Below are 19545 nucleotides of genomic sequence, written 5' to 3'. Positions count from 1 at the left end.
TGAACGAAATACCATATTTGTCCTATGGTATTTTTTGTTGTTTTGGAAAGCATCAGGAACAAAGCAGTACTTTTGATCGTCGGTACTAAGGTGAAAAACTTATTGTGTTCGACTTTTAACAGGTTTGATTTTTGTCATACAGCCTTAAATAGTAATCATGTACAGTGGATTTCAACAGATGAAATTCTTAACGATTTACTGATTAGCAACTCTCAACGAGGTGTTCCGTGACTCAACAGCTATCTCTTGCACAAATCGACAAAATGCACGCTTACTGGCGTGCGGCTAACTATCTTTCAGTTGGCCAAATTTATTTGTTAGATAATCCGCTTCTTACCGAGCAACTGAAGTTTGCTCATATCAAGCCACGTTTGCTGGGCCACTGGGGCACAACGCCCGGTCTGAATTTTATTTATGTTCACGCCAATCGCATTATTAAACAACGTAAAAGCCCAATGATTTATATCACTGGTCCTGGCCACGGCGGTCCGGGTTTGGTGGCAAATACTTATCTGGAAGGCAGCTACGAAGAATTTTATCCACATATCGACCGCACCACTGCCGGTATGCAACGCCTGTTTAAGCAATTCTCCTTCCCACGCGGTATTCCTTCACACGTAGCACCGGAAACTCCGGGCTCGATGCACGAAGGCGGCGAGTTGGGTTATTCGCTTTCACATGCTTTTGGTGCTGCGTTTGATAATCCAACTCAAACGGTGATTGCCGTTGTGGGTGATGGTGAAGCTGAAACTGGCCCGCTGGCAGCATCTTGGCACTCGAATAAATACCTGCACCCAGTGAATGACGGCTTTGTACTGCCTATCTTGCATTTGAATGGCTACAAGATTGCCAATCCAACACTGCTGTCCCGTATTAGCCACGAAGAAATTACCAAGCTATTTGAAGGTTACGGCTATAAGCCGCACTTTGTTGAGCTGAAAACCGAAACATTTAATGAAAAGAATGAATCGTTTACCGAGATCCACCAAAAAATGGCTGCGACCATGGATCTGTGTATGGCCGAGCTGGATGCGATTCGTGCTAAGGCGCAGGCAGAAATGGATGCGGGCCAGCCTATCGTTCGCCCACGCTACCCAATGATTGTGATGCGTACGCCTAAGGGCTGGACTGGCCCGAAAGAAATTAAGGGTAAGAAAGTTGAAGATTACTGGCGTAGCCATCAAGTGCCGTTCTCTGATATTGATGAAGAAAACGTCCATAACTTAGAAAACTGGATGAAGAGCTATCGTCCTGAAGAGCTGTTCAATACCGATGGCTCCTTCAAGGCAGAGCTGGCCGAATTAGCACCGGAAGGCGCGTTGCGCATGGGCTCTAATCCAGTCGTGCATGGTCAAGAGTCTAAAGATCTGCGTATGCCAGATTTCCGTAAATATGCGGTTACTTTTGACAAGCCAGGTACAGTGAACGCCGAAGCCACTCGTGTAATGGGTAAATTCCTGCGCGATGTGATGGTAGAGAACGAAGAGCAAAAGAACTTCCGTATCTTTGGGCCAGACGAAACTGCATCCAACCGCTGGAACGATGTGTTCGATGTATCAGGCAAAACTTGGTTTGCTGATTACCTTGAAGCCGATAAAAACAATGATTACTTGGCCCAAGATGGTCGCGTCATGGAAATCTTGTCTGAGCACACCTGCCAAGGCTGGCTGGAAGCATACAACCTGACTGGTCGTCACGGCTTCTTTAGCTGCTACGAAGCGTTTATCCATGTGATTGATTCGATGTTTAATCAGCACGCAAAATGGCTGAAAACAACTCGCACGATCAATTGGCGTAAACCGTTGCCATCGCTCAATTACCTGCTCACATCGCATGTATGGCGTCAGGATCACAACGGTTTCTCACATCAAGATCCGGGTTTCCTTGATCATGTGATTAACAAGCGTGCTGAAGTGATCCGCGTTTACCTCCCAGCAGATGCTAACACCCTGCTCAGCGTAACCGATCATGTATTACGCAGCCGTCATTATGTAAACGTAGTGGTTGCCGGTAAGCAGCCAGCGCTGCAATATCTGACCATGGATCAAGCCATAACCCATTGCACTAAGGGTTTGGGGATCTGGGACTGGGCGTCTAATGATCAAGGCGGCGAGCCAGATGTCGTGATGGCTTGCGCGGGTGAAGTACCGACTATGGAAGCCTTGGCTGCAACTGATTTGCTGCGCCAGCACTTCCCTGATCTGAAAATCCGCTTTGTAAACGTCTGCGATTTGATGACTTTGCAGCCAGAAGAAGAGCACTCACACGGCTTGTCTGACCGCGAGTTTGATTCGCTGTTTACGACCGATAAGCCAGTGATGTTTGCCTTCCACGGCTACCCATGGCTGATTCACCGCCTGACTTACCGTCGCAATGGCCATAGCAATATCCATGCGCGTGGTTATATCGAAGAAGGCTCGACCTCTACACCGTTTGATATGGTGGTGGTGAACAAGCTGGATCGCTATAACTTAGCCATCGACGTGATCGACCGTGTGCCATCTTTGCAAAAAATCGGCGCACATGTCCGTCAAAAACTGTCGGATAAATTGGTAGAACACGGCCAATACATTGCAGAACACGGCGACGATATGCCAGAAGTTAAAAACTGGAAGTGGCCTTATTAATTAGCGCTGTTTAGCTGATTAAAATCCACAAAAACCGCTTTCCTGATGGGGGAGCGGTTTTTTTATGGGTGGGTTTTTTTGTAGGTTGGGTTATAGCAGCCTGCGTGCGAGGTTTACCTCGCTCAGCGATATATCGCGTAACTCAAGCTACAAAAGCGTCATTTTCCGCTGGATTTATTTAAGTTGATAGGATTGGGGTGAAACTTGGCCTCCCTATATATATTCCCCAGCGTTTTTTCATGTGCACATGCAACAAAGCGGGCTTGTGGCCTTACAATGAGGGGTAAACAAGGGAGAAAGCTGTGAGCGATTTTGAGCGTTTATCTGATCTGGTGGCTTTGGCTAGGCGTGTGGCGGTGGATGAGATCATGCCGCGTTTTCAGCAGGTGGCGTCAAGCCGTAAACAGGATGGCAGCCTCTTTACCGAGGCCGATATGGCGTCGCAAGCGGCTTTGCAGCGTGAGCTCCCTAAGATTGTAAATTGCCCGGTGTTGGGTGAGGAAATGAGCGTCGCCGAGCAAAAAGCGTTGTGGGAAAATCATGCGGACGGGCTGTGGATTGTTGATCCGATTGATGGCACAACTAATTTTGTGCATGGCTTGCCGCATTTTTCGGTGTCGATTGCGCTATTTCGCCAAGGGCGGCCTGTATTGGGTGTGGTGTATGTACCGGCCTTGGACGAGTGCTTTTCGGCTGCCGCAGGCTACGGCGCGTGGATGAATGGGCGATCTTTACCGCTACGCACCGAGATCCCCAAGTCTTTGTGTGAGGCGGTGGCAGCAGTGGAGCCTAAGTATTTAGGCGGGCGCTTGCCAGCACGGGTGGTGAGCGTGGCCCCCTTTAGCAGCTTGCGCAATTATGGATCGTCAACTATCGATTGGTGCTGGCTGGCGGCAGGGCGTACCGATTTAATGTTGCATGGCTCGCAAAAATTATGGGATTACGCGGCAGGGGTATTGATTTTACTGGAATCCGGCGGACAAATTGCCAGTATCCATCATGATAATTACTGGCAGGATCATATTTGGCAAAGATCGGTAGTTGCTGCGCGATGTCCTTCTTTATTTAAGCCATGGCTGGAATGGGTTAAAAATAATCGTTGAGTTATTTTTAATGAAATAAACAGATTTAGATTCCCCTTATTTCAAATGTCAGGCTTTGCTTGATTTTGTTTAAAAAAAGTGGGCATATTTAATCGGCAAAAAAAGGCACATACCCTGTGGGTTGTGCCTTTTTTGATTTCTCTCAAATAAAACAGTAAATGCTATTGCTTACAAAATATGAAAAGATAAAACAAAGAAAATTGATTTTTTCTGATAATTGGCAGAGAAATTTAGCTTTTTTTACTTGAAAAGCATTAGTATGTGCCGCTTTTTTTGAAAAATGGCTATTTTGCTTACATAGGCTGATTTGCTAAACATTCATTCTTTTTTGGGGGGTCGGTATATAAGTGAAACACCTTATTTCTTCAAATATTACCAAGCCTATATTGCAGGCTGAGTGAAAACCCGTAAAAAACAAGCCGCAGCGCACGCTAAATAAAGCGGTATGTGAAATTTCAGGAGACGAAGATGTTTGAAGTTGGACGCAGCCTAATAGGTATCGCTGTTCTATTATTGATTGCTTTTGCGCTTTCAATGAACAGAAAAGCAATTAAACCCCGCGTTATTATTGCCGCATTACTCACACAGATTTCAATTGGCGCAATTGTGCTATTTATTCCGCTTGGTAAAGATATTTTACTGAATGTGGCTAATGCCGTGAATCATGTGTTGGAATATGGTAATCATGGGATCTCATTTTTATTCGGCGGTTTAGTCGATAAAAAGATGTTTGAAGTGTTTGGTAATGGCGGATTTGTGTTTGCATTCCGTGTGTTACCAATGATTATCTTTATGACTTCATTTATTTCAGTGCTTTACTACCTTGGTGTAATGCGCTGGATTGTGACGATTCTAGGCACGATCTTCCAAAAGCTCTTGGGCGTGAGCAAGCTGGAATCTTTTTCAGCTGTAACGACTATTTTCTTAGGCCAAAGTGAAATGCCTGCCGTGGTTAAGCCGTTTATGAAAACCATGAGCGGCCCTGAGCTGTTTGCGGTGATGTCTAGCGGTATGGCGGCTATTGCTGGCTCGGTATTGGCGGGTTATGCAGGCCTTGGCGTGCGTATGGAATACCTGATTGCCGCTTCATTTATGGCGATTCCGGGTGGTTTGCTCTTTGCCAAAATCATTTGCCCAAGCACCGAAGAGAGCACGGTAGAAATTAAAGACCTGACTTTTGACGATGAGCGCCCGGCTAATCTGATCGAAGCGGGTGCGGCAGGTGCATCGGTGGGTCTGAAGATTGCACTGAATGTAGGCGCGATGTTGCTGGCGTTTATTGGCTTGATCGCGCTGGTCAATGGCTTGGTTGCGGGCGTGGGCGGTTTGTTTGGCCATCCTGAATACAATCTGGAATTGATTCTGGGTTATGTGTTCTCGCCATTGGCGTACTTAATTGGTGTGCCTTGGGAACATGCGGCGCTGGCGGGTAACTTCCTTGGCCAAAAAATGATCTTGAACGAGTTTGTGGCCTTTGTTGGTTTGGCTCCTTACCTTAAAGACGCGGCATCGGTAACGGCTGCTGGCTTGCAAGTATTGGATGCTAAAACACTGGCGATTCTGTCTTTTGCGCTGTGTGGCTTTGCCAATTTCTCGTCGATTGCTATTTTGGCCGGTGGTTTTGGCTCGGTAGCGCCAGAGCGCCGTTCCGAAGTAAGCCGTTATGGCTTGCGCGTGGTGGCTGCTGCAACGCTGTCTAATTTGATGAGTGCAACGATTGCTGGTTTGTTTATTAGCATGGCTTAAGGTTTTAAAGCAGGCTCTGTTGATTTGTTCCCTTGTGAAATACAAGTCAACAGAGCCTAGTGGCTAGTTGGGTAGGTTGGGTTAGCTTGTTTGTTGGCCGTATTTGCCAATAAACAAGCGTAACCCAACATGCTCAGATCAAGATCAAGCTTCATCTTTGAGGCGAAGCACTCAAATATTTTGTAAAAGGAAAAATCATGACGACTCAAAATCAACTCTGTGCCGCAGCCCTGCGTGGTTTGCATTTAATGGATTTAACCGCGCTGAACGATTCTGACACCGTGGCTTCGATTGAAGCACTGGCTGCATCGGCTAAAACCCCTGTGGGTAATCCTGCTGCGCTCTGTGTTTACGCGCAATTTGTGCCTACTGCAAAAGCGGCACTGGCAGCTCACGGCTTGAATATTCCAGTTGCCACCGTGACTAACTTCCCTAAGGGTGAGCCAACACCTGCTGAGGCTGCTGCTGAAACAGCTGCCGCCATTGCCAATGGCGCAGATGAAGTGGATGTGGTGTTTCCATGGCGCGCGCTGATGGCAGGGGATGAGCAGGTTGGCTTTGATGTAGTGGCGCAAAGCCGCGCTGCAGTGGGCAACAAAATTCTGAAAGTGATTATCGAAAGCGGCGAGCTAAAAACACCTGCACTGATTCGTAAAGCCAGCGAAATTTCAATTGCTGCAGGCGCGCATTTTATTAAGACCTCTACCGGCAAAGTGCCGGTGAATGCCACGCAAGAAGCGGCTGAAATCATGATTCAGGCGATTAAAGACAGTGGCAAAGCGGTTGGCTTTAAGGCGGCAGGCGGCGTGCGTACTGCACAAGATGCGCTGGAATACTTAGCCATTGCTGATCGCATCATGGGGCCAGATTGGGCGCAAGCCGCTACTTTCCGCTTCGGCGCATCCAGCCTGATGGGCAGCTTGCTGACCACCCTGGGCCACGATGCAGGCGCAACGGCTAAATCGGCGTATTGATTGGTTTGTGTTCGTTTGTGGGCGGGCCTCATCTCCGCTCTGTCTATTGAAGGTGAATTTGTAGGTTGGGCTAGCAGTCTGCGTGTGAGGTTTACCTCTCTCAGCGATATATTGCGTAACCCAATCTACGAAACTTAAATTGATCCACGCCCAACAGAATGTGATTCGTTTCAAAGAGGTTTATATGTTTCTGCCCCAAGAAATTATCCGTAAAAAGCGCAATGGCGATGTTTTAAGTGGCGATGAGATTCGTTTTTTTGTATCCGGGATTAGCGATCAGAGCATTTCTGAAGGACAGATCGCCGCCCTTGCGATGGCGGTTTATTTTAAAGGCATGGAGCTGGACGAGCGCGTGGCGCTGACTTTGGCGATGCGGGATTCGGGTCAGGTTTTGGACTGGCGCAGCTTAGATTTATCTGGTCCGGTGCTGGATAAACATTCAACTGGCGGCGTGGGCGATTTAGTCTCGCTGCTGTTGGGGCCAATGATTGCGGCTTGTGGCGGCTTTGTACCGATGATCTCTGGCCGAGGCTTGGGCCATACCGGCGGTACTTTAGATAAGTTTGATGCTATTCCCGGCTACAACACCGAGCCAAGCACCGAGCTATTTCGTAAAACGGTACGTGAAGTGGGCGTGGCGATCATCGGCCAGACAGGTGATTTAGCCCCAGCGGATAAACGCCTCTATGCAATTCGCGATGTGACCGCCACGGTGGAATCGGTGGCCATGATTACCGGCTCGATTTTGTCGAAAAAATTATCGGCAGGGCTGGATGCGCTGGTGATGGATGTCAAAGTAGGCAGTGGTGCATTTATGCCTAATCTGGCCGCTTCGCGTGAGCTGGCGACTAGTATTGTAGAAGTCGGCAATGGCGCAGGCCTGCCCACCGCTGCACTGCTCACCGATATGAACGAGCCACTCGCCCCATGTGCGGGCAATGCCATCGAAGTGCGCTGTGCGCTGGATTATTTAAGCGGCAAACATCGCCCTGCGCGCTTGCATCAGGTGACTATGGCGCTGTGTAGCGAAATGCTGGTGCTGGGTAAATTGGCGACGAATGTGGCCGAGGCAGAAAGCAAGTTAATGGCCGCCCTTAATAGCGGCCGTGCAGCTGAAATATTTGGCCGTATGATCGCCAGCCTTGGCGGGCCAGCTGATTTTATTGAAAAGCCAGAGCAATATCTGCCACAGGCTGCGCTACAAATTGCGGTGCCAGCGGCGCAAAATGGTTTTATTGTTGCTATAGATACCCGTGCGCTAGGGATGGCTGTAGTCAGCCTAGGTGGTGGTCGTCGTAAGCCGGGTGAGCAACTTGATTACGCGGTAGGTATTACACAAATTGCAGGCTTAGGCCAGGAAGTGAGGGCAGGCGAGCCATTGGCGATTGTGCATGCACAAAACGCACAGGCTGCCGAGCTGGCGGTGCAAGAAATACAGGCTGCGTTTACTTACGGCTTAGTTGCCGTTGCCAGCAATCCGATTATTTATTAATAGTATTTTTTGGCGGGTAAACACCCGCCCTAAGGAGTCACCCATGCGTGCCATCTTCCTGATTATGGATTCACTCGGTGTAGGCGCTGCACCCGATGCAGATAAGTTTGGTGATGTAGGCTCCAATACACTTGGCCATATTGCAGAGCGTTGTTTCAATGGCGAGGCTGATATCGAGCGCAGCGGCCCGCTGAAAATTCCTCATCTTGAAGCGTTGGGAATGGGGCTGGCTTGTGGCTTAGCTAGTGGCAAAGTGCCAGCAGGCCTATCCGCCACGATTACGCCGATTGCCGCCTATGGCGCAGCTTTTGAGATTTCGTCCGGTAAAGACACGCCATCGGGTCACTGGGAATTAGCCGGTGTGCCGGTCTTGTTTGACTGGGGCTATTTCACCAAAAAAACCGATACCTTCCCGCCAGAGCTGCTGGAAACCTTGGTAAAACGTGCAGGCCTGCCCGGCTATTTGGGTAACTGCCACGCTTCTGGCACCGATATTATTGCCAAGCTGGGTGATGAACACCGCGCTTCCGGCAAGCCGATTTTTTATACCTCGGCCGATTCGGTATTCCAGATTGCTGCGCACGAAGAAAGCTTTGGTTTGGAAAAGCTCTACGAGCTGTGCCAGATCGCCCATGAAGAAATGCTGCCCTACAATATTTGCCGCGTGATCGCCCGTCCATTTGATGGCGAAACACCAGCAACTTACGCTCGTACCGGCAATCGTCATGATTACGCCGTTGCACCGCCCGCTAAAACGGTGCTGGAAAAGCTGACCGATGCAGGTGGCACGGTGGTTTCTATTGGCAAAATCGCTGATATTTACGCGCACTGCGGCATTACTAAGGGCATTAAAGCCAGTGGCTTAACCGCGCTGTGGGATGCCACGCTGAAAGCTACGGAAGAGGCGCCGGACAACAGCATTGTGATGACCAATTTTGTTGATTTCGATGAGAAGTTTGGTCACCGCCGCGATGTAGCGGGTTATGCCCGTGGCTTGGAATTATTTGATAAGCGCCTGCCAGAAATGCTGGCCCTGCTTAAAGACGACGATATTCTGATTATCTCGGCCGATCACGGCTGCGATCCAACTTGGCCGGGCACCGAACATACCCGTGAGCATGTGCCGGTGTTGGTCTACGGTAAGTGCGTTCCGGCTGGCAGCATTGGTATCCGCGAATCTTTCGCAGACGTGGGTCAGAGCCTGGCTAACTGGTTCAATCTTTCTTCTTTCCCCGTCGGGAAAGCCTTTCTAGAGTGATTTTTTTGGAGATGATGATGACTCGTGAAGAACTCGATGCAAGAGAATTACTCGATCAAGCCCGTATTGCCCGTACTTCGGCTTATGCGCCGTATTCGCGCTTTTTAGTTGGCGCTGCGCTCATTACTAAAGACGGCCGTGTATTTCATGGCTGCAATGTAGAAAACGCTTCTTATGGCCTGTGCAATTGCGCCGAGCGTACCGTGCTGTTTAGCGCGGTTGCCAATGGCTATAAGCCGGGTGATTTCTCTGCCATTGCTGTAGTGGGTGATACTCCCGGCCCGATCGCGCCTTGCGGTGCTTGCCGTCAGGTGATGATAGAAATAGGTACACCCGCGCTGCCGGTGATTTTGGGCAATATGAAAGAAGATATGGAAATCACCACCGCAGGCGATCTGCTGCCGGGTGCTTTCTACCTCGACCCAAAAGATACACCAGCGCTTTAAGCATCCAATCTGATGCAAAGCCTCAGGGCGGCTAGCTTGCCTAAGAACAATTCTGTAGACACAGAGATCACAGAGAAAACCTAAGTAAGCTTGTTTTTCTCCGTGGGCTCTGTGTTCTTTCCGCGCTCTGTGTCTACAGGTGTTTTTCGTTTTATTAATTTAAGTAGGACTCTCATGTCTAAATCTGAAGTTTTCCATTTAGGCCTCGCTAAAAGCGATTTAGCCGGTGCCACTCTTGCCATTGTTCCGGGTGATCCTGCTCGTGTGCAGCGTATTGCTGAAAAAATGAGTAATGCCAAATTGCTGGCCAGCCATCGTGAATTCACCACCTACCTTGCTGAGCTCGATGGCAAGCCGATTGTGATTTGCTCTACCGGTATTGGCGGCCCTTCTACTTCGATTGCGGTTGAAGAGCTGGCTCAGCTGGGGATCAACACCTTTCTGCGCGTGGGTACAACGGGTGCGATTCAATCGCATATCAATGTGGGCGATGTGCTGGTGACCACCGGTTCGGTTCGTTTGGATGGTGCTAGCTTGCACTTTGCTCCGATGAGCTTCCCTGCCGTGGCCGATTTTGACTGCACCACTGCGCTGGTTAACGCGGCTAAAAAAGCGGGTAAACCACTGCATATCGGCGTAACCGCTTCATCGGACACCTTCTACCCGGGCCAAGAGCGTTACGACACTTGTAGCGGCCGTGTGTTGGGCAGCTTGCAAGGTTCGATGAAAGAATGGCAGGCGATGGGCGTGATGAATTACGAAATGGAATCGGCCACTCTGCTGACCATGTGTGCGACTCAAGGCTGGCGTGCAGGGATGGTAGCTGGCGTGATTGTGAACCGCACCCAGCAAGAAATCCCGGATGCTGAAGCTATGAAGCTTGCTGAGCATACTGCGGTAGATATCGTGATTGAAGCTGCGCGTAATTTGCTGTAATTGTTTGAGTGAGTAAAAAGGCCGTCATTAAATGACGGCCTTTTTTTTATGCGCTTAGGAATAAATGATACGCAGGGTTATTACTTTCATCCCAATGCATATAGCCCAGCTTATCCACAAAGGCTTTAAATGCATCGTTGTCTTGCTCTGGCACTTGAATGCCGACCAAGATGCGGCCGTAATCTGCACCGTGGTTGCGGTAGTGGAATAGGCTGATATTCCACTCACTATTCATGCCGTCCAAGAAGTTAAGTAGTGCACCGGGGCGTTCTGGAAACTCGAAGCGCATCAGGCGCTCGTTTTGTACATTGTGTGCTTTGCCTCCGACTAAATGGCGGATATGCAGCTTGGCGAGTTCATTATCGGTAAGATCGACAGCAGCGATTTTTGCGGTAGCTAAGTCGCTAATCAAATCGATCACTTCGCTGCGATTTTGAATCGATAAGCCTACAAAAACATGGGCTTCGCTTGCGGTGCAATAGCGGTAGTTAAACTCGGTGATATTGCGCGCGCCAATCAGCTTACAGAAAGCACGGAAAGAACCACGTTGCTCTGGAATAGTGACGGCCACAATCGCTTCGCGCTGCTCGCCCATTTCGGCTTGCTCGGCAATATAACGCAGGCGGTCGAAATTCATATTTGCGCCAGAGGCCACGGCGATCAGGGTGGCGTCTTGCTTGCCTTCACGCGCCGCCCAGGCTTTCAGGCCAGCAATGGCCAGCGCACCGGCAGGCTCTAGAATTGAGCGATTGTCTTCGAATACATCTTTAATCGCCGCGCACATGGCGTCGGTATCGACCAGAATCACGTCGTCTACAAAATCACGGCAGAGGCGGAAGGTTTCTTCACCAACCTGTTTCACCGCTACGCCGTCGGCAAAAATGCCGACTTGCGGCAGCGTAATGCGCTCGCCCAGCTTCAGGCTTAAATACATGGCGTTGGCATCGGTTGGCTCTACGCCAATGATTTTAATTTCCGGGCGCAGGCGCTTGATATACGCCGCCATCCCCGCCAAAAGGCCACCACCGCCTACCGGAATAAAAATCGCGTCGATATGATCAGGGTATTGGCGCAAAATCTCCATTGCCACCGTGCCTTGCCCGGCAATCACATCAGGATCATCAAAGGGGTGAATCAGCGTAGCGCCGGTTTGCTCGGATAAATTAAGCGCGTGCTGATAGCAGTCAGAGTAAGAGTCGCCCACCAAAACCGCTTCAGCGCCACGGCGGGTAACGGCGTCTACCTTAATGCGAGGGGCCGTTGTGGGCATCACAATGGTGGCGCGGCATTTTAAATGCTGGGCAGCCATCGCTACGCCTTGCGCATGGTTGCCAGCTGATGCTGCAACGACGCCACGCTCCAGCTCGGCATGGCTAAGCTTGGACATTTTGTTATATGCGCCGCGAATTTTGAACGAGAACACGGGCTGCATATCTTCGCGTTTAAACAATACTTTATTGCCAATGCGGCGGGATAGATTGGGGGCGAATTCTAGCGGGGATTCAATAGCCACATCGTAGACACGGGCTTTGATAATACTTTCCAGATAATCTTTCGACATAGCATGCTACGGGTTGGTGAGAGGGAATGGATGATTCTACCGTTGAAAGTGATCAATCGGGGTTTTGAAAAAGCAGGGAGTTAAAAATCGGGCCGATTTATTTTGCTCAAGGGGATGACTCAATCCCAGCAAGGTACTGTAGGTGCGGCTTTAGCCACGACTGTACTTAAATACGGCAGGCAGGGGTTTTACTCTGCCCCACGCAGCGTTTGAATTTCTCTATTCATCATTAGATTTTCGAAAGCGATGCTGACATTACGACAGAATAGTTCGATCAGTTCTTTATCCGGGTTAGATAAGGCCACGGGGCCGTCGATAATCAGCAGATTCACCGGCCCACGTTCGGTATGAAAAAAGCCGACAAAATGATCAGGTGCATAAACACTGCTGCTTTCTTGCATTGCTTGTTTGATTGAGGCATCAAATTGGGCAAGCTGTGCAACTTCTAGTTTCTTACCGCAAAGCGCTTGATAGCCGCCGGTGGCATACATGACTTGAACGCCTCCATCTTGCGATAGGGCGGCCATCCCGCCCTGAACAACCACATATAAAGCTTCTTGCTCAAAAAAGAGTAGCGATTGCAATTGCTCTAATACACCTTGGGCAAATTGCTGAATCGATTGCTGTTTAAAAATACTGGCCGAAGCCTCAATTACTTTTATTAAACCCCGGCGATTGGCGGCCAGCATCTGGCGCTGATGTTCCAGCTGCATAATGTCTTTATAAGAGCGCAAAGTGCCCAGAATAGCGGTGTAGAGCTTATCGCGGGTGAGTTCGGTTTTAGCTTTGTAATCATTAATATCATAGCTTTCAATTACTCGCCGTTCCGGGGCAACGCCGGGCTGGCCTGTGCGTAAAATAATACGGATCTGATGATTGCCTAGGGTTTCGCGGATGGCATGGGCTACTTGCAGGCCGGAATCTTCCTGCTCCATCACTACATCAAGTAATACGAGAGCGATATCTTGGCGGGTACTGAGTAGTTCCAGACTTTCTGCGCCAGAGTAGCAAGACAAGATTTCTAAACGCTTGCCTAGAAATTCGATATTGGCCAGAGCAAGCCGCGTGACATGGTGAATATCTGGCTCATCATCCACTACCAAGATCGTCCAGCAATCTTTGTGATCACGGGTGGATTCATCCGTAGTGTCTTCATCTAACCAATCATCATCTACGCTATTGCTCATATTTCTCTCTGCGTAAGGCTTATATATAGCTAGTGTAGAACTTATCTAGTTGATTTGTATGCAAGTGCTTATGATTTTATGTATTAATTACCCGTGGTTTTAGGGGGCCAACTAAGGCATAAAGAGATGAAATATGTGTGTATCAGGCTTTAAATTTAGCGAGAGTGCCGCCATCTGCTTTTTATATATTGTTAAGGATTGACCATGAGTCATATGACGCCGCAAGAAATCGTTCACGAGCTAGATAAGCATATTGTTGGCCAAGCTGCGGCCAAGAAATCGGTAGCGATTGCGCTGCGTAATCGTTGGCGCAGGCAGCAGGTGGCAGAGCCGCTGCGTAGTGAAATCACACCCAAAAATATTTTGATGATTGGGCCAACCGGCGTGGGTAAGACTGAAATTGCCCGCCGCCTTGCCAAACTATCTGACGCACCCTTTATTAAAGTAGAAGCGACCAAATTCACCGAAGTGGGTTATGTCGGTAAAGATGTAGACAGCATTATTCGTGATTTAGTAGAAGTTGCCGTAAAGCAGGTACGGGATAAAGCCATTAGCCGCAATCGTACCCGTGCTACCGATGCCGCCGAAGAGCGGGTGCTGGATGTACTCTTGCCACCCGGTGGCAACGATGAATCAGATACCCGCCAGAAATTCCGCAAAATGCTGCGTGAAGGCAAATTTGATGATAAAGACATCGAAATCGAAGTGGCAGCCAGCATGCCAACGATGGAAGTAATGAGCCCGCCGGGAATGGAAGACTTCTCCAGCCAGATCCAGCAAATGTTTAAAGGTGCGTTCTCGGATAAAAAGAAAGCACAAAAGCTGAAAGTGGCTGAGGCGATGAAGTTGCTTACCGAGGAAGAAGCCGGCAAGTTGGTGAATGAAGAAGACGCCAAAACCGAAGCACTGCAAGCAGTTGAGCAAAACGGTATTGTGTTTATCGACGAGATTGATAAGGTCACCAGCCGTGCCGAGGCAGGTAGCGGTGAAGTCAGCCGTCAGGGTGTGCAGCGCGATTTACTGCCACTGGTAGAGGGCACAACCGTTACCACCAAATACGGTATGGTGAAGACCGACCATATTCTGTTTATTGCCAGCGGTGCTTTCCACTTAGCCAAGCCTTCGGATTTAATTCCCGAGTTGCAAGGGCGTTTTCCGATTCGGGTTGAGCTGAATTCACTCACCGTTGGTGATTTTGCCAGCATTCTGACTGGCACCGATGCCTGCCTTGTGAAGCAATATCAGGCTTTGCTCGCTACCGAAGAGGTGGAGCTGGATTTCACCGATGCCGGTGTAAAGCGCATGGCTGAAATTGCCTGGCAGGTGAACGAAAGCACCGAGAATATTGGCGCGCGCCGTTTGTATACCGTGATGGAGCGTTTGCTGGAAGAAATTTCCTTTGATGCAAAAAGCGGCAAGATTGTGGTGGATGCAGAATTCGTAAGCAGCAAATTAGGTGGCATTGCCGCAGACGAAGATTTAGCGCGCTACGTGCTTTAAACTGTCAGGCATCAGGATGCAAGAAGGGTGAGTGCTAGCCAGCCACATTGGCTGGCCTCGCTCTGCTGCTAATGCCCTGAATTTACAGGCGGAAAACCTCAGGGTTTTCCGCTTTGTTTTTTTGAAAAGAGGTATAAGAAGGTCAAAATACAAGTGTGAGCAAGGCATTTAACCGTTCCTCAGCTTACAAAGATATCCTTCAAATATATTGCTGGATAATGTCATTTCTGTGAACTAGTCTGATAGACATCTTTCTTGCTAACCCGCTGTTTCCTTAAAATTTATTAAAACCTGTAGTGCTGTTGACATCTTAAGTGCTGGTTTTTTGCGGTATATCAAAGTGTGCTCTAAGCCTTTACACACAGGCAGAGCTGTGCTTGTGGCTGGTTTTTATAAATATAATTTCTCATCGCGTTTTTTTCCGCTAAATGGTATCTGGCTTGGCTCTTAGCACTATTTCTTTGTTGCCGCCAAGGCCGGATTCATCGCTTTAAATCGTCTTAATTAAGGCTTAGTTGATATCTTACCCACAAAGTTATCCACAGCCCGTTTGACTCCCGTTTGTCTCAATCTGCACTAAAGAAAACACCCTCTATTAGGGATATCCCCGTTTTGTATCCTATGCAGACTTCCCTCTATTATCTTTGGCGCAACTAAAGCTTATTGTGTTTATCTTATTGGTATTTTATTTAGTATGATTTGCAAGCTAAAGCAGTGGCTTAGCTATTTGTTTGTCATTCAAATGAAAAAATAAAACGATTGTTTTGGATAAGTAAGCAAACTTATTTTTTACTTAAAAAATTCGAGATTTTCTTTCCCCCAAGCTTCAAAATCACTTTGAAATAAGGATTTGCCCGATGCTTAAATTATTTAAACCTACTCTTTTAGCCGCACTTGTTAGCTTGTCGTTTACTGCGGGCGCTGCGGAAATGAAATCAGTAGCAGTAACGGCGATTGTTGATCACCCTGCATTAGATGCGGCACGCAAAGGGGTAGAAGATGAATTAAAAGCAGCGGGCTTTGAGCCGGGCAAGCAAATCAAATATCAATTTCAAAGCGCTCAAGGTAATACCGCCACTGCCGCTCAAATTGCACGTAAGTTTGTGGGCGATCAGCCTGACGTGATCGTGGCGATCGCCACCCCAAGCGCACAGGCCGTTGTGGCTGCAACACGCAGCATTCCTGTGGTGTTTACGGCAGTAACTGATCCGGTGGCGGCCAAGCTGGTTAAAAGCTGGAAGACGGGCAACGATAATGTGACCGGCGTATCCGATATGCTGCAATTATCCCCGCAAATTGATTTAATCCTCAAAGTAAAACCGACTGCCAAGCGTATCGGCATGGTGTATAGCCCAGGTGAAGTGAATTCCACCATCGTGGCTAAAGAATTAAAAGCTGAGTTGGCTAAACGCGGCATGACTTTGGTAGAAGCACCAGCAGCACGCACGGTGGATATCTCTACAGCAGCAAAAAGCTTGGTGGGCAAGGTGGATGCGATTTACACCAATACCGACAATAACGTGGTGTCTAGCTACGAGTCTTTAGTTGGCGTGGCACAACAGGCGCAGATTCCTTTGATCTCGGGCGATGCCAGCTTGGTTAAACGCGGCGCGATTGCGGCGATGGGCATGAGCTACTACGACCTAGGCCGCCAGACCGGCAAGATGGTGGTGCGTATTCTGAAAGGTGAAAAAGCCGGCGATATCGCACCTGAAGTAGGCTCTAAGCAAGAGCTGATGGTCAACACCACGGCCGCCAAGAAACAAGGTGTAACGCTGTCTGCAGCACTGCTAAAAGAAGCTAAAGAAGTAGTGAAGTAAGCTCTTCTGTATTAATCACAAAAAGGTCTGTAGAGACAGAGCTAAATGAGAACACAGAGCACATAGAGGAAGACAATGCCTAGCTTTGTATTTCTCTGTGTGCTCCGTGCCCTCTGGGCTCTCTGTGTCTACAGACTTTTTGTAATGTTTTTGATGTTCACCCCCTGGAATACTTATGACTCCCATTGCCTTAATGGGCGCATTGGAAATTGGTTTGATCTTTGCGCTGGTGGCGCTTGGGGTGCTGATTTCTTTTCGCCTGCTGAATTTCCCCGATTTAACTGCCGATGGCAGCTTCCCCCTTGGTGGTGCTGTGGCGGCCACTTTAATTGCCGGTGGTCATGATCCCTGGTTTGCCTGTGCCATGGCGGTATTAGCTGGGGCGGCTTCGGGCTGGCTAACGGCGTGGCTGAATGTGCGCTTAAATATCTTGCAACTACTCGCCAGTATCCTTGTGATGATTGGCCTTTATTCGATTAATTTACGCATTATGGGCGCGCCTAATTTACCGCTGATTGGCGCTCCAACGGTGTTCTCACCCTTTATTGGTGAACAATTTGAGCGTGGCTGGCTGGTACAGCCCGCGGTGCTAGCCGTGATTATCGTGCTGGCTAAGCTGGGCTTGGATGTCTTCTTTGCTTCGCAAGCAGGCCTGGCGATGCGTGCCACTGGGGCTAATCCTCGTATGGCGCGTGCTCAGGGCATTGCTACTGACCGGATGATTCTGATTGGCATGGCCTTATCGAATGCCTTGATTGCCTTTGCCGGTGCGCTGTATGTGCAAACGCAGGGCGGTGCGGATGTGTCGATGGGTGTAGGTACGATTGTGGTGGGTTTGGCAGCGGTGATTATCGGTGAAACGTTGCTGCCATCACGCAGCCTATGGGTGATTACGCTGGCGACTGTGTTGGGTGCATTGCTGTATCGCCTGCTGATTGCATTGGCGCTTAATGCTGATTTTATTGGCTTAAAGGCACAGGATTTAAACTTAATTACTGCCGTGCTGGTTGGGGTGGCACTGGTCTTGCCTAAGCTGAAGGCTAAGTTGTTTCGTAAAAAGGGGAAAAAATCATGATGGAAGTCCGTGATTTATACAAAACCTTTAACCCCGGTACACCGATTGAGAATCTGGTTTTACGTGGGCTATCGCTCACCATTGAATCCGGCCAGTTTATTACCGTGATCGGCAGTAATGGCGCAGGTAAATCGACTTTTCTGAATGCGATTTCCGGCGATTTGCAAATGGATAGCGGCAGCATTCATATCGATGGGCAAGATGTCACAAGGCAGTCGGCATGGCAGCGTGCTGGCATGGTGGCGCGGGTGTTTCAAGACCCGATGGCAGGCACATGCGAAGGGCTGAGCATTGAAGAAAACATGGCCTTGGCTTGGCAGCGCGGCAAAAAGCGTGGCTTTGGCCGAGCGGTCAAAAACGAGCAGAGGGCGATTTTCCGTGAAAAGCTGGCTACCTTAGAGTTGGGCTTGGAAAACAGGCTGGGGGATAGGATGGATTTGCTCTCCGGCGGGCAAAGGCAGGCGGTGAGCCTGTTAATGGCATCCTTACAGCCATCGCGTTTGTTGCTGCTGGATGAGCACACCGCTGCGCTTGATCCTAAAACGGCGGCTTTTGTGTTGCAGCTGACAAACCGCATCGTAAAAGAAAACAACTTAACTGCATTAATGGTGACGCACTCCATGCGCCAAGCGCTTGATCACGGCCATCGCACGATTATGTTGCATCAGGGGCAGGTGGTGCTGGATGTGGCAGGAGACGAGCGCCACACGATGGAAGTAGGTGATTTACTGGCGATGTTTGAAAAAACTCGCGGAGAGAAAATCGACGATGATGCCTTGCTTTTAGGCTGATTCGTTTTATCGCAAAACCGGCTGGCTCAGGCATAGGAGTCAGCCGGTTTTTTTGCGTCTTGGTGTCTGTGTTTTTCAGCAATTTAGATGACAAATCGCGCTTAATGCTGGCTTGATTAAACTTACATTAATCTTGCATGGCGGGGCTTGCTTATGGCATTATTAGTAATGATATTTATTCTCATTGTTGAGCCTCACGCTATTTAGAATTATTCTCCCCCTAGAAGTGCCTCTGCAATGCAGGGGCGTTTTTTTTGAGTTGGTTTCTGCTTGACTTGTAAGCATTGAATTATCTTAGGGTGGGTGAAGGGTTTGTTTCTTTGATTGATGTACTTCTTATGATCTAAATCTGGGAGTTGTCCATGTTTCAGCCTTTTATTGCCGCCCTTACTGGTACATCAGTGGAGTTCTTTGAAACAGTGGTGATTGCCTACGCCATTATCCGGGCGGGGCATCCACGGGAGGCGGTTTTTGCGGTGATTTTTGGCCATCTGCTGGTATTTATTGCGGCGTTTTTTCTATTGCCTGCGCACACGGCGATCTCCGTGGATTGGCTAAGGTTGATTGCTGCATTATTGCTCACCACGATGGGGCTGTATTGGGCTTTTAAGTCAGCTAAAAGGCAGATGCTTAATCAGCGGCCGCGCTGGGTGAGTAACCCCTTGGGCAAAGTAGGCATCACGCCTGAATCTTTGATTCCCCTCGCCTTTTCCCCCTTTGTTTTTCTGGTGATGACTAAAAGTGCGGTGATTGAAGCGACTGAAATTTTGCTGGTGGTTTTTCCGGTAGCGGCAATAAGCGGAGATTGGCCTGCCGTGTTGGGTGGCGCTTTTACGGGGATTGCCATTGTGACTCTGCTGGCACTATTGCTGCATAAGCGCTTGCAAAGCATTCCTGAAGTTAAGCTAAAGCTGGTGATTGGTCTGTTGCTGGCGGGGATTGGTATTTCGTGGTTGCTCGAAATCTATAGCTCAACAGGCTTTCAACTGGCGAGCCCGTTTTAATGAGTTGATGTATAGCCGTTGAGGC

15 protein-coding genes are annotated in these 19545 nt (G+C 49.0%); 13 read left to right on the top strand and 2 right to left on the bottom strand.

The annotated features are described in order from the left end of the window. The first annotated feature begins 227 nt into the window (after positions 1-227). The 8 genes from VN23_RS17195 (at position 228) to udp (ending at position 10582) form a co-directional block, all read left to right on the top strand. A complete protein-coding gene (locus tag VN23_RS17195; protein ID WP_257722033.1) occupies positions 228-2627 on the top strand; it encodes a phosphoketolase family protein in 2400 nt (799 codons plus the stop codon). A 302-nt stretch (positions 2628-2929) separates the two neighbouring features. Next, positions 2930-3730 carry an inositol monophosphatase family protein gene (locus VN23_RS17190; RefSeq protein ID WP_082752825.1) on the top strand — a complete coding sequence of 267 codons (801 nt, stop codon included), beginning with the start codon at positions 2930-2932 and terminating at the stop codon, positions 3728-3730. Between the two features lie 468 nt (positions 3731-4198). Then, positions 4199-5476, top strand: a complete 1278-nt coding sequence (locus tag VN23_RS17185) for a NupC/NupG family nucleoside CNT transporter (protein ID WP_046353670.1) — start codon at positions 4199-4201, stop codon at positions 5474-5476. Positions 5477-5673: 197 nt separating this feature from the next. Next, the gene (gene deoC / locus VN23_RS17180; protein WP_046353669.1) at positions 5674-6450 is read left to right on the top strand and encodes a deoxyribose-phosphate aldolase; all 777 of its coding nucleotides are present in this window, start codon (positions 5674-5676) and stop codon (positions 6448-6450) included. Positions 6451-6634: 184 nt separating this feature from the next. Next, on the top strand, positions 6635-7942 hold the full coding sequence (deoA, locus tag VN23_RS17175) for a thymidine phosphorylase (RefSeq protein WP_046353668.1): 1308 nt from the start codon (positions 6635-6637) through the stop codon (positions 7940-7942). A gap of 43 nt (positions 7943-7985) precedes the next feature. Then, positions 7986-9200, top strand: a complete 1215-nt coding sequence (locus VN23_RS17170; RefSeq protein ID WP_046353667.1) for a phosphopentomutase — start codon at positions 7986-7988, stop codon at positions 9198-9200. Between the two features lie 17 nt (positions 9201-9217). Next, on the top strand, positions 9218-9646 hold the full coding sequence (locus VN23_RS17165) for a cytidine deaminase (protein WP_046353666.1): 429 nt from the start codon (positions 9218-9220) through the stop codon (positions 9644-9646). A 174-nt stretch (positions 9647-9820) separates the two neighbouring features. Further along, positions 9821-10582: a uridine phosphorylase gene (gene udp, locus VN23_RS17160; protein ID WP_046353665.1), complete on the top strand. Its 762-nt coding sequence runs from the start codon at positions 9821-9823 to the stop codon at positions 10580-10582. A 46-nt stretch (positions 10583-10628) separates the two neighbouring features. Here the strand turns inward: udp and ilvA are convergent, their stop codons facing one another. Together ilvA and VN23_RS17150 are read right to left on the bottom strand one after the other, a co-directional pair. Beyond that, positions 10629-12143 (bottom strand): threonine ammonia-lyase, biosynthetic, encoded by a 1515-nt coding sequence (gene ilvA, locus VN23_RS17155; protein WP_046353664.1) that lies wholly within the window; start codon positions 12141-12143, stop codon positions 10629-10631. 188 nt (positions 12144-12331) lie between these two features. Next, positions 12332-13330 (bottom strand): DUF3369 domain-containing protein, encoded by a 999-nt coding sequence (locus tag VN23_RS17150; protein ID WP_052746801.1) that lies wholly within the window; start codon positions 13328-13330, stop codon positions 12332-12334. A gap of 204 nt (positions 13331-13534) precedes the next feature. Between VN23_RS17150 and hslU the strand changes: the two genes are divergently transcribed. The 5 genes from hslU to VN23_RS17125 all read left to right on the top strand — a co-directional run bounded on the left by hslU (position 13535) and on the right by VN23_RS17125 (position 19520). Beyond that, complete coding sequence (hslU, locus tag VN23_RS17145) at positions 13535-14830, top strand: ATP-dependent protease ATPase subunit HslU (protein ID WP_197432945.1); 1296 nt, start codon at positions 13535-13537, stop codon at positions 14828-14830. Between the two features lie 857 nt (positions 14831-15687). Continuing rightward, complete coding sequence (locus tag VN23_RS17140) at positions 15688-16650, top strand: ABC transporter substrate-binding protein (protein WP_046353663.1); 963 nt, start codon at positions 15688-15690, stop codon at positions 16648-16650. Positions 16651-16825: 175 nt separating this feature from the next. After that, on the top strand, positions 16826-17725 hold the full coding sequence (locus tag VN23_RS17135; RefSeq protein WP_046353662.1) for an ABC transporter permease: 900 nt from the start codon (positions 16826-16828) through the stop codon (positions 17723-17725). Further along, positions 17722-18516 (top strand): ABC transporter ATP-binding protein, encoded by a 795-nt coding sequence (locus tag VN23_RS17130; RefSeq protein ID WP_046353661.1) that lies wholly within the window; start codon positions 17722-17724, stop codon positions 18514-18516. The genes VN23_RS17135 and VN23_RS17130 overlap by 4 nt, the downstream gene beginning before the upstream one ends. Positions 18517-18878: 362 nt before the next feature. Then, entirely contained in the window at positions 18879-19520 is a 642-nt protein-coding gene (locus VN23_RS17125; protein WP_046353660.1) for a hypothetical protein, read from the top strand. The last annotated feature ends 25 nt before the right edge of the window (positions 19521-19545 follow it).

The organism is Janthinobacterium sp. B9-8 (assembly GCF_000969645.2).
GTDB lineage: Bacteria > Pseudomonadota > Gammaproteobacteria > Burkholderiales > Chitinibacteraceae > Iodobacter.
This window is presented reverse-complemented; position numbering and strand designations above follow the sequence as displayed.

What these genes read in the sequence shown, in the direction of transcription:
- VN23_RS17185 (WP_046353670.1), top strand. Translation starts at nt 4,199, where the DNA reads ATGTTTGAAGTTGGACGCAGCCTAATAGGTATCGCTGTTCTATTATTG.
- deoC (WP_046353669.1), top strand. Translation starts at nt 5,674, where the DNA reads ATGACGACTCAAAATCAACTCTGTGCCGCAGCCCTGCGTGGTTTGCAT.
- deoA (WP_046353668.1), top strand. Translation starts at nt 6,635, where the DNA reads ATGTTTCTGCCCCAAGAAATTATCCGTAAAAAGCGCAATGGCGATGTT.
- VN23_RS17170 (WP_046353667.1), top strand. Translation starts at nt 7,986, where the DNA reads ATGCGTGCCATCTTCCTGATTATGGATTCACTCGGTGTAGGCGCTGCA.
- VN23_RS17165 (WP_046353666.1), top strand. Translation starts at nt 9,218, where the DNA reads ATGACTCGTGAAGAACTCGATGCAAGAGAATTACTCGATCAAGCCCGT.
- udp (WP_046353665.1), top strand. Translation starts at nt 9,821, where the DNA reads ATGTCTAAATCTGAAGTTTTCCATTTAGGCCTCGCTAAAAGCGATTTA.
- ilvA (WP_046353664.1), bottom strand. Translation starts at nt 12,143, where the DNA reads ATGTCGAAAGATTATCTGGAAAGTATTATCAAAGCCCGTGTCTACGAT.
- VN23_RS17150 (WP_052746801.1), bottom strand. Translation starts at nt 13,330, where the DNA reads ATGAGCAATAGCGTAGATGATGATTGGTTAGATGAAGACACTACGGAT.
- hslU (WP_197432945.1), top strand. Translation starts at nt 13,535, where the DNA reads ATGAGTCATATGACGCCGCAAGAAATCGTTCACGAGCTAGATAAGCAT.
- VN23_RS17140 (WP_046353663.1), top strand. Translation starts at nt 15,688, where the DNA reads ATGCTTAAATTATTTAAACCTACTCTTTTAGCCGCACTTGTTAGCTTG.
- VN23_RS17135 (WP_046353662.1), top strand. Translation starts at nt 16,826, where the DNA reads ATGACTCCCATTGCCTTAATGGGCGCATTGGAAATTGGTTTGATCTTT.
- VN23_RS17130 (WP_046353661.1), top strand. Translation starts at nt 17,722, where the DNA reads ATGATGGAAGTCCGTGATTTATACAAAACCTTTAACCCCGGTACACCG.
- VN23_RS17125 (WP_046353660.1), top strand. Translation starts at nt 18,879, where the DNA reads ATGTTTCAGCCTTTTATTGCCGCCCTTACTGGTACATCAGTGGAGTTC.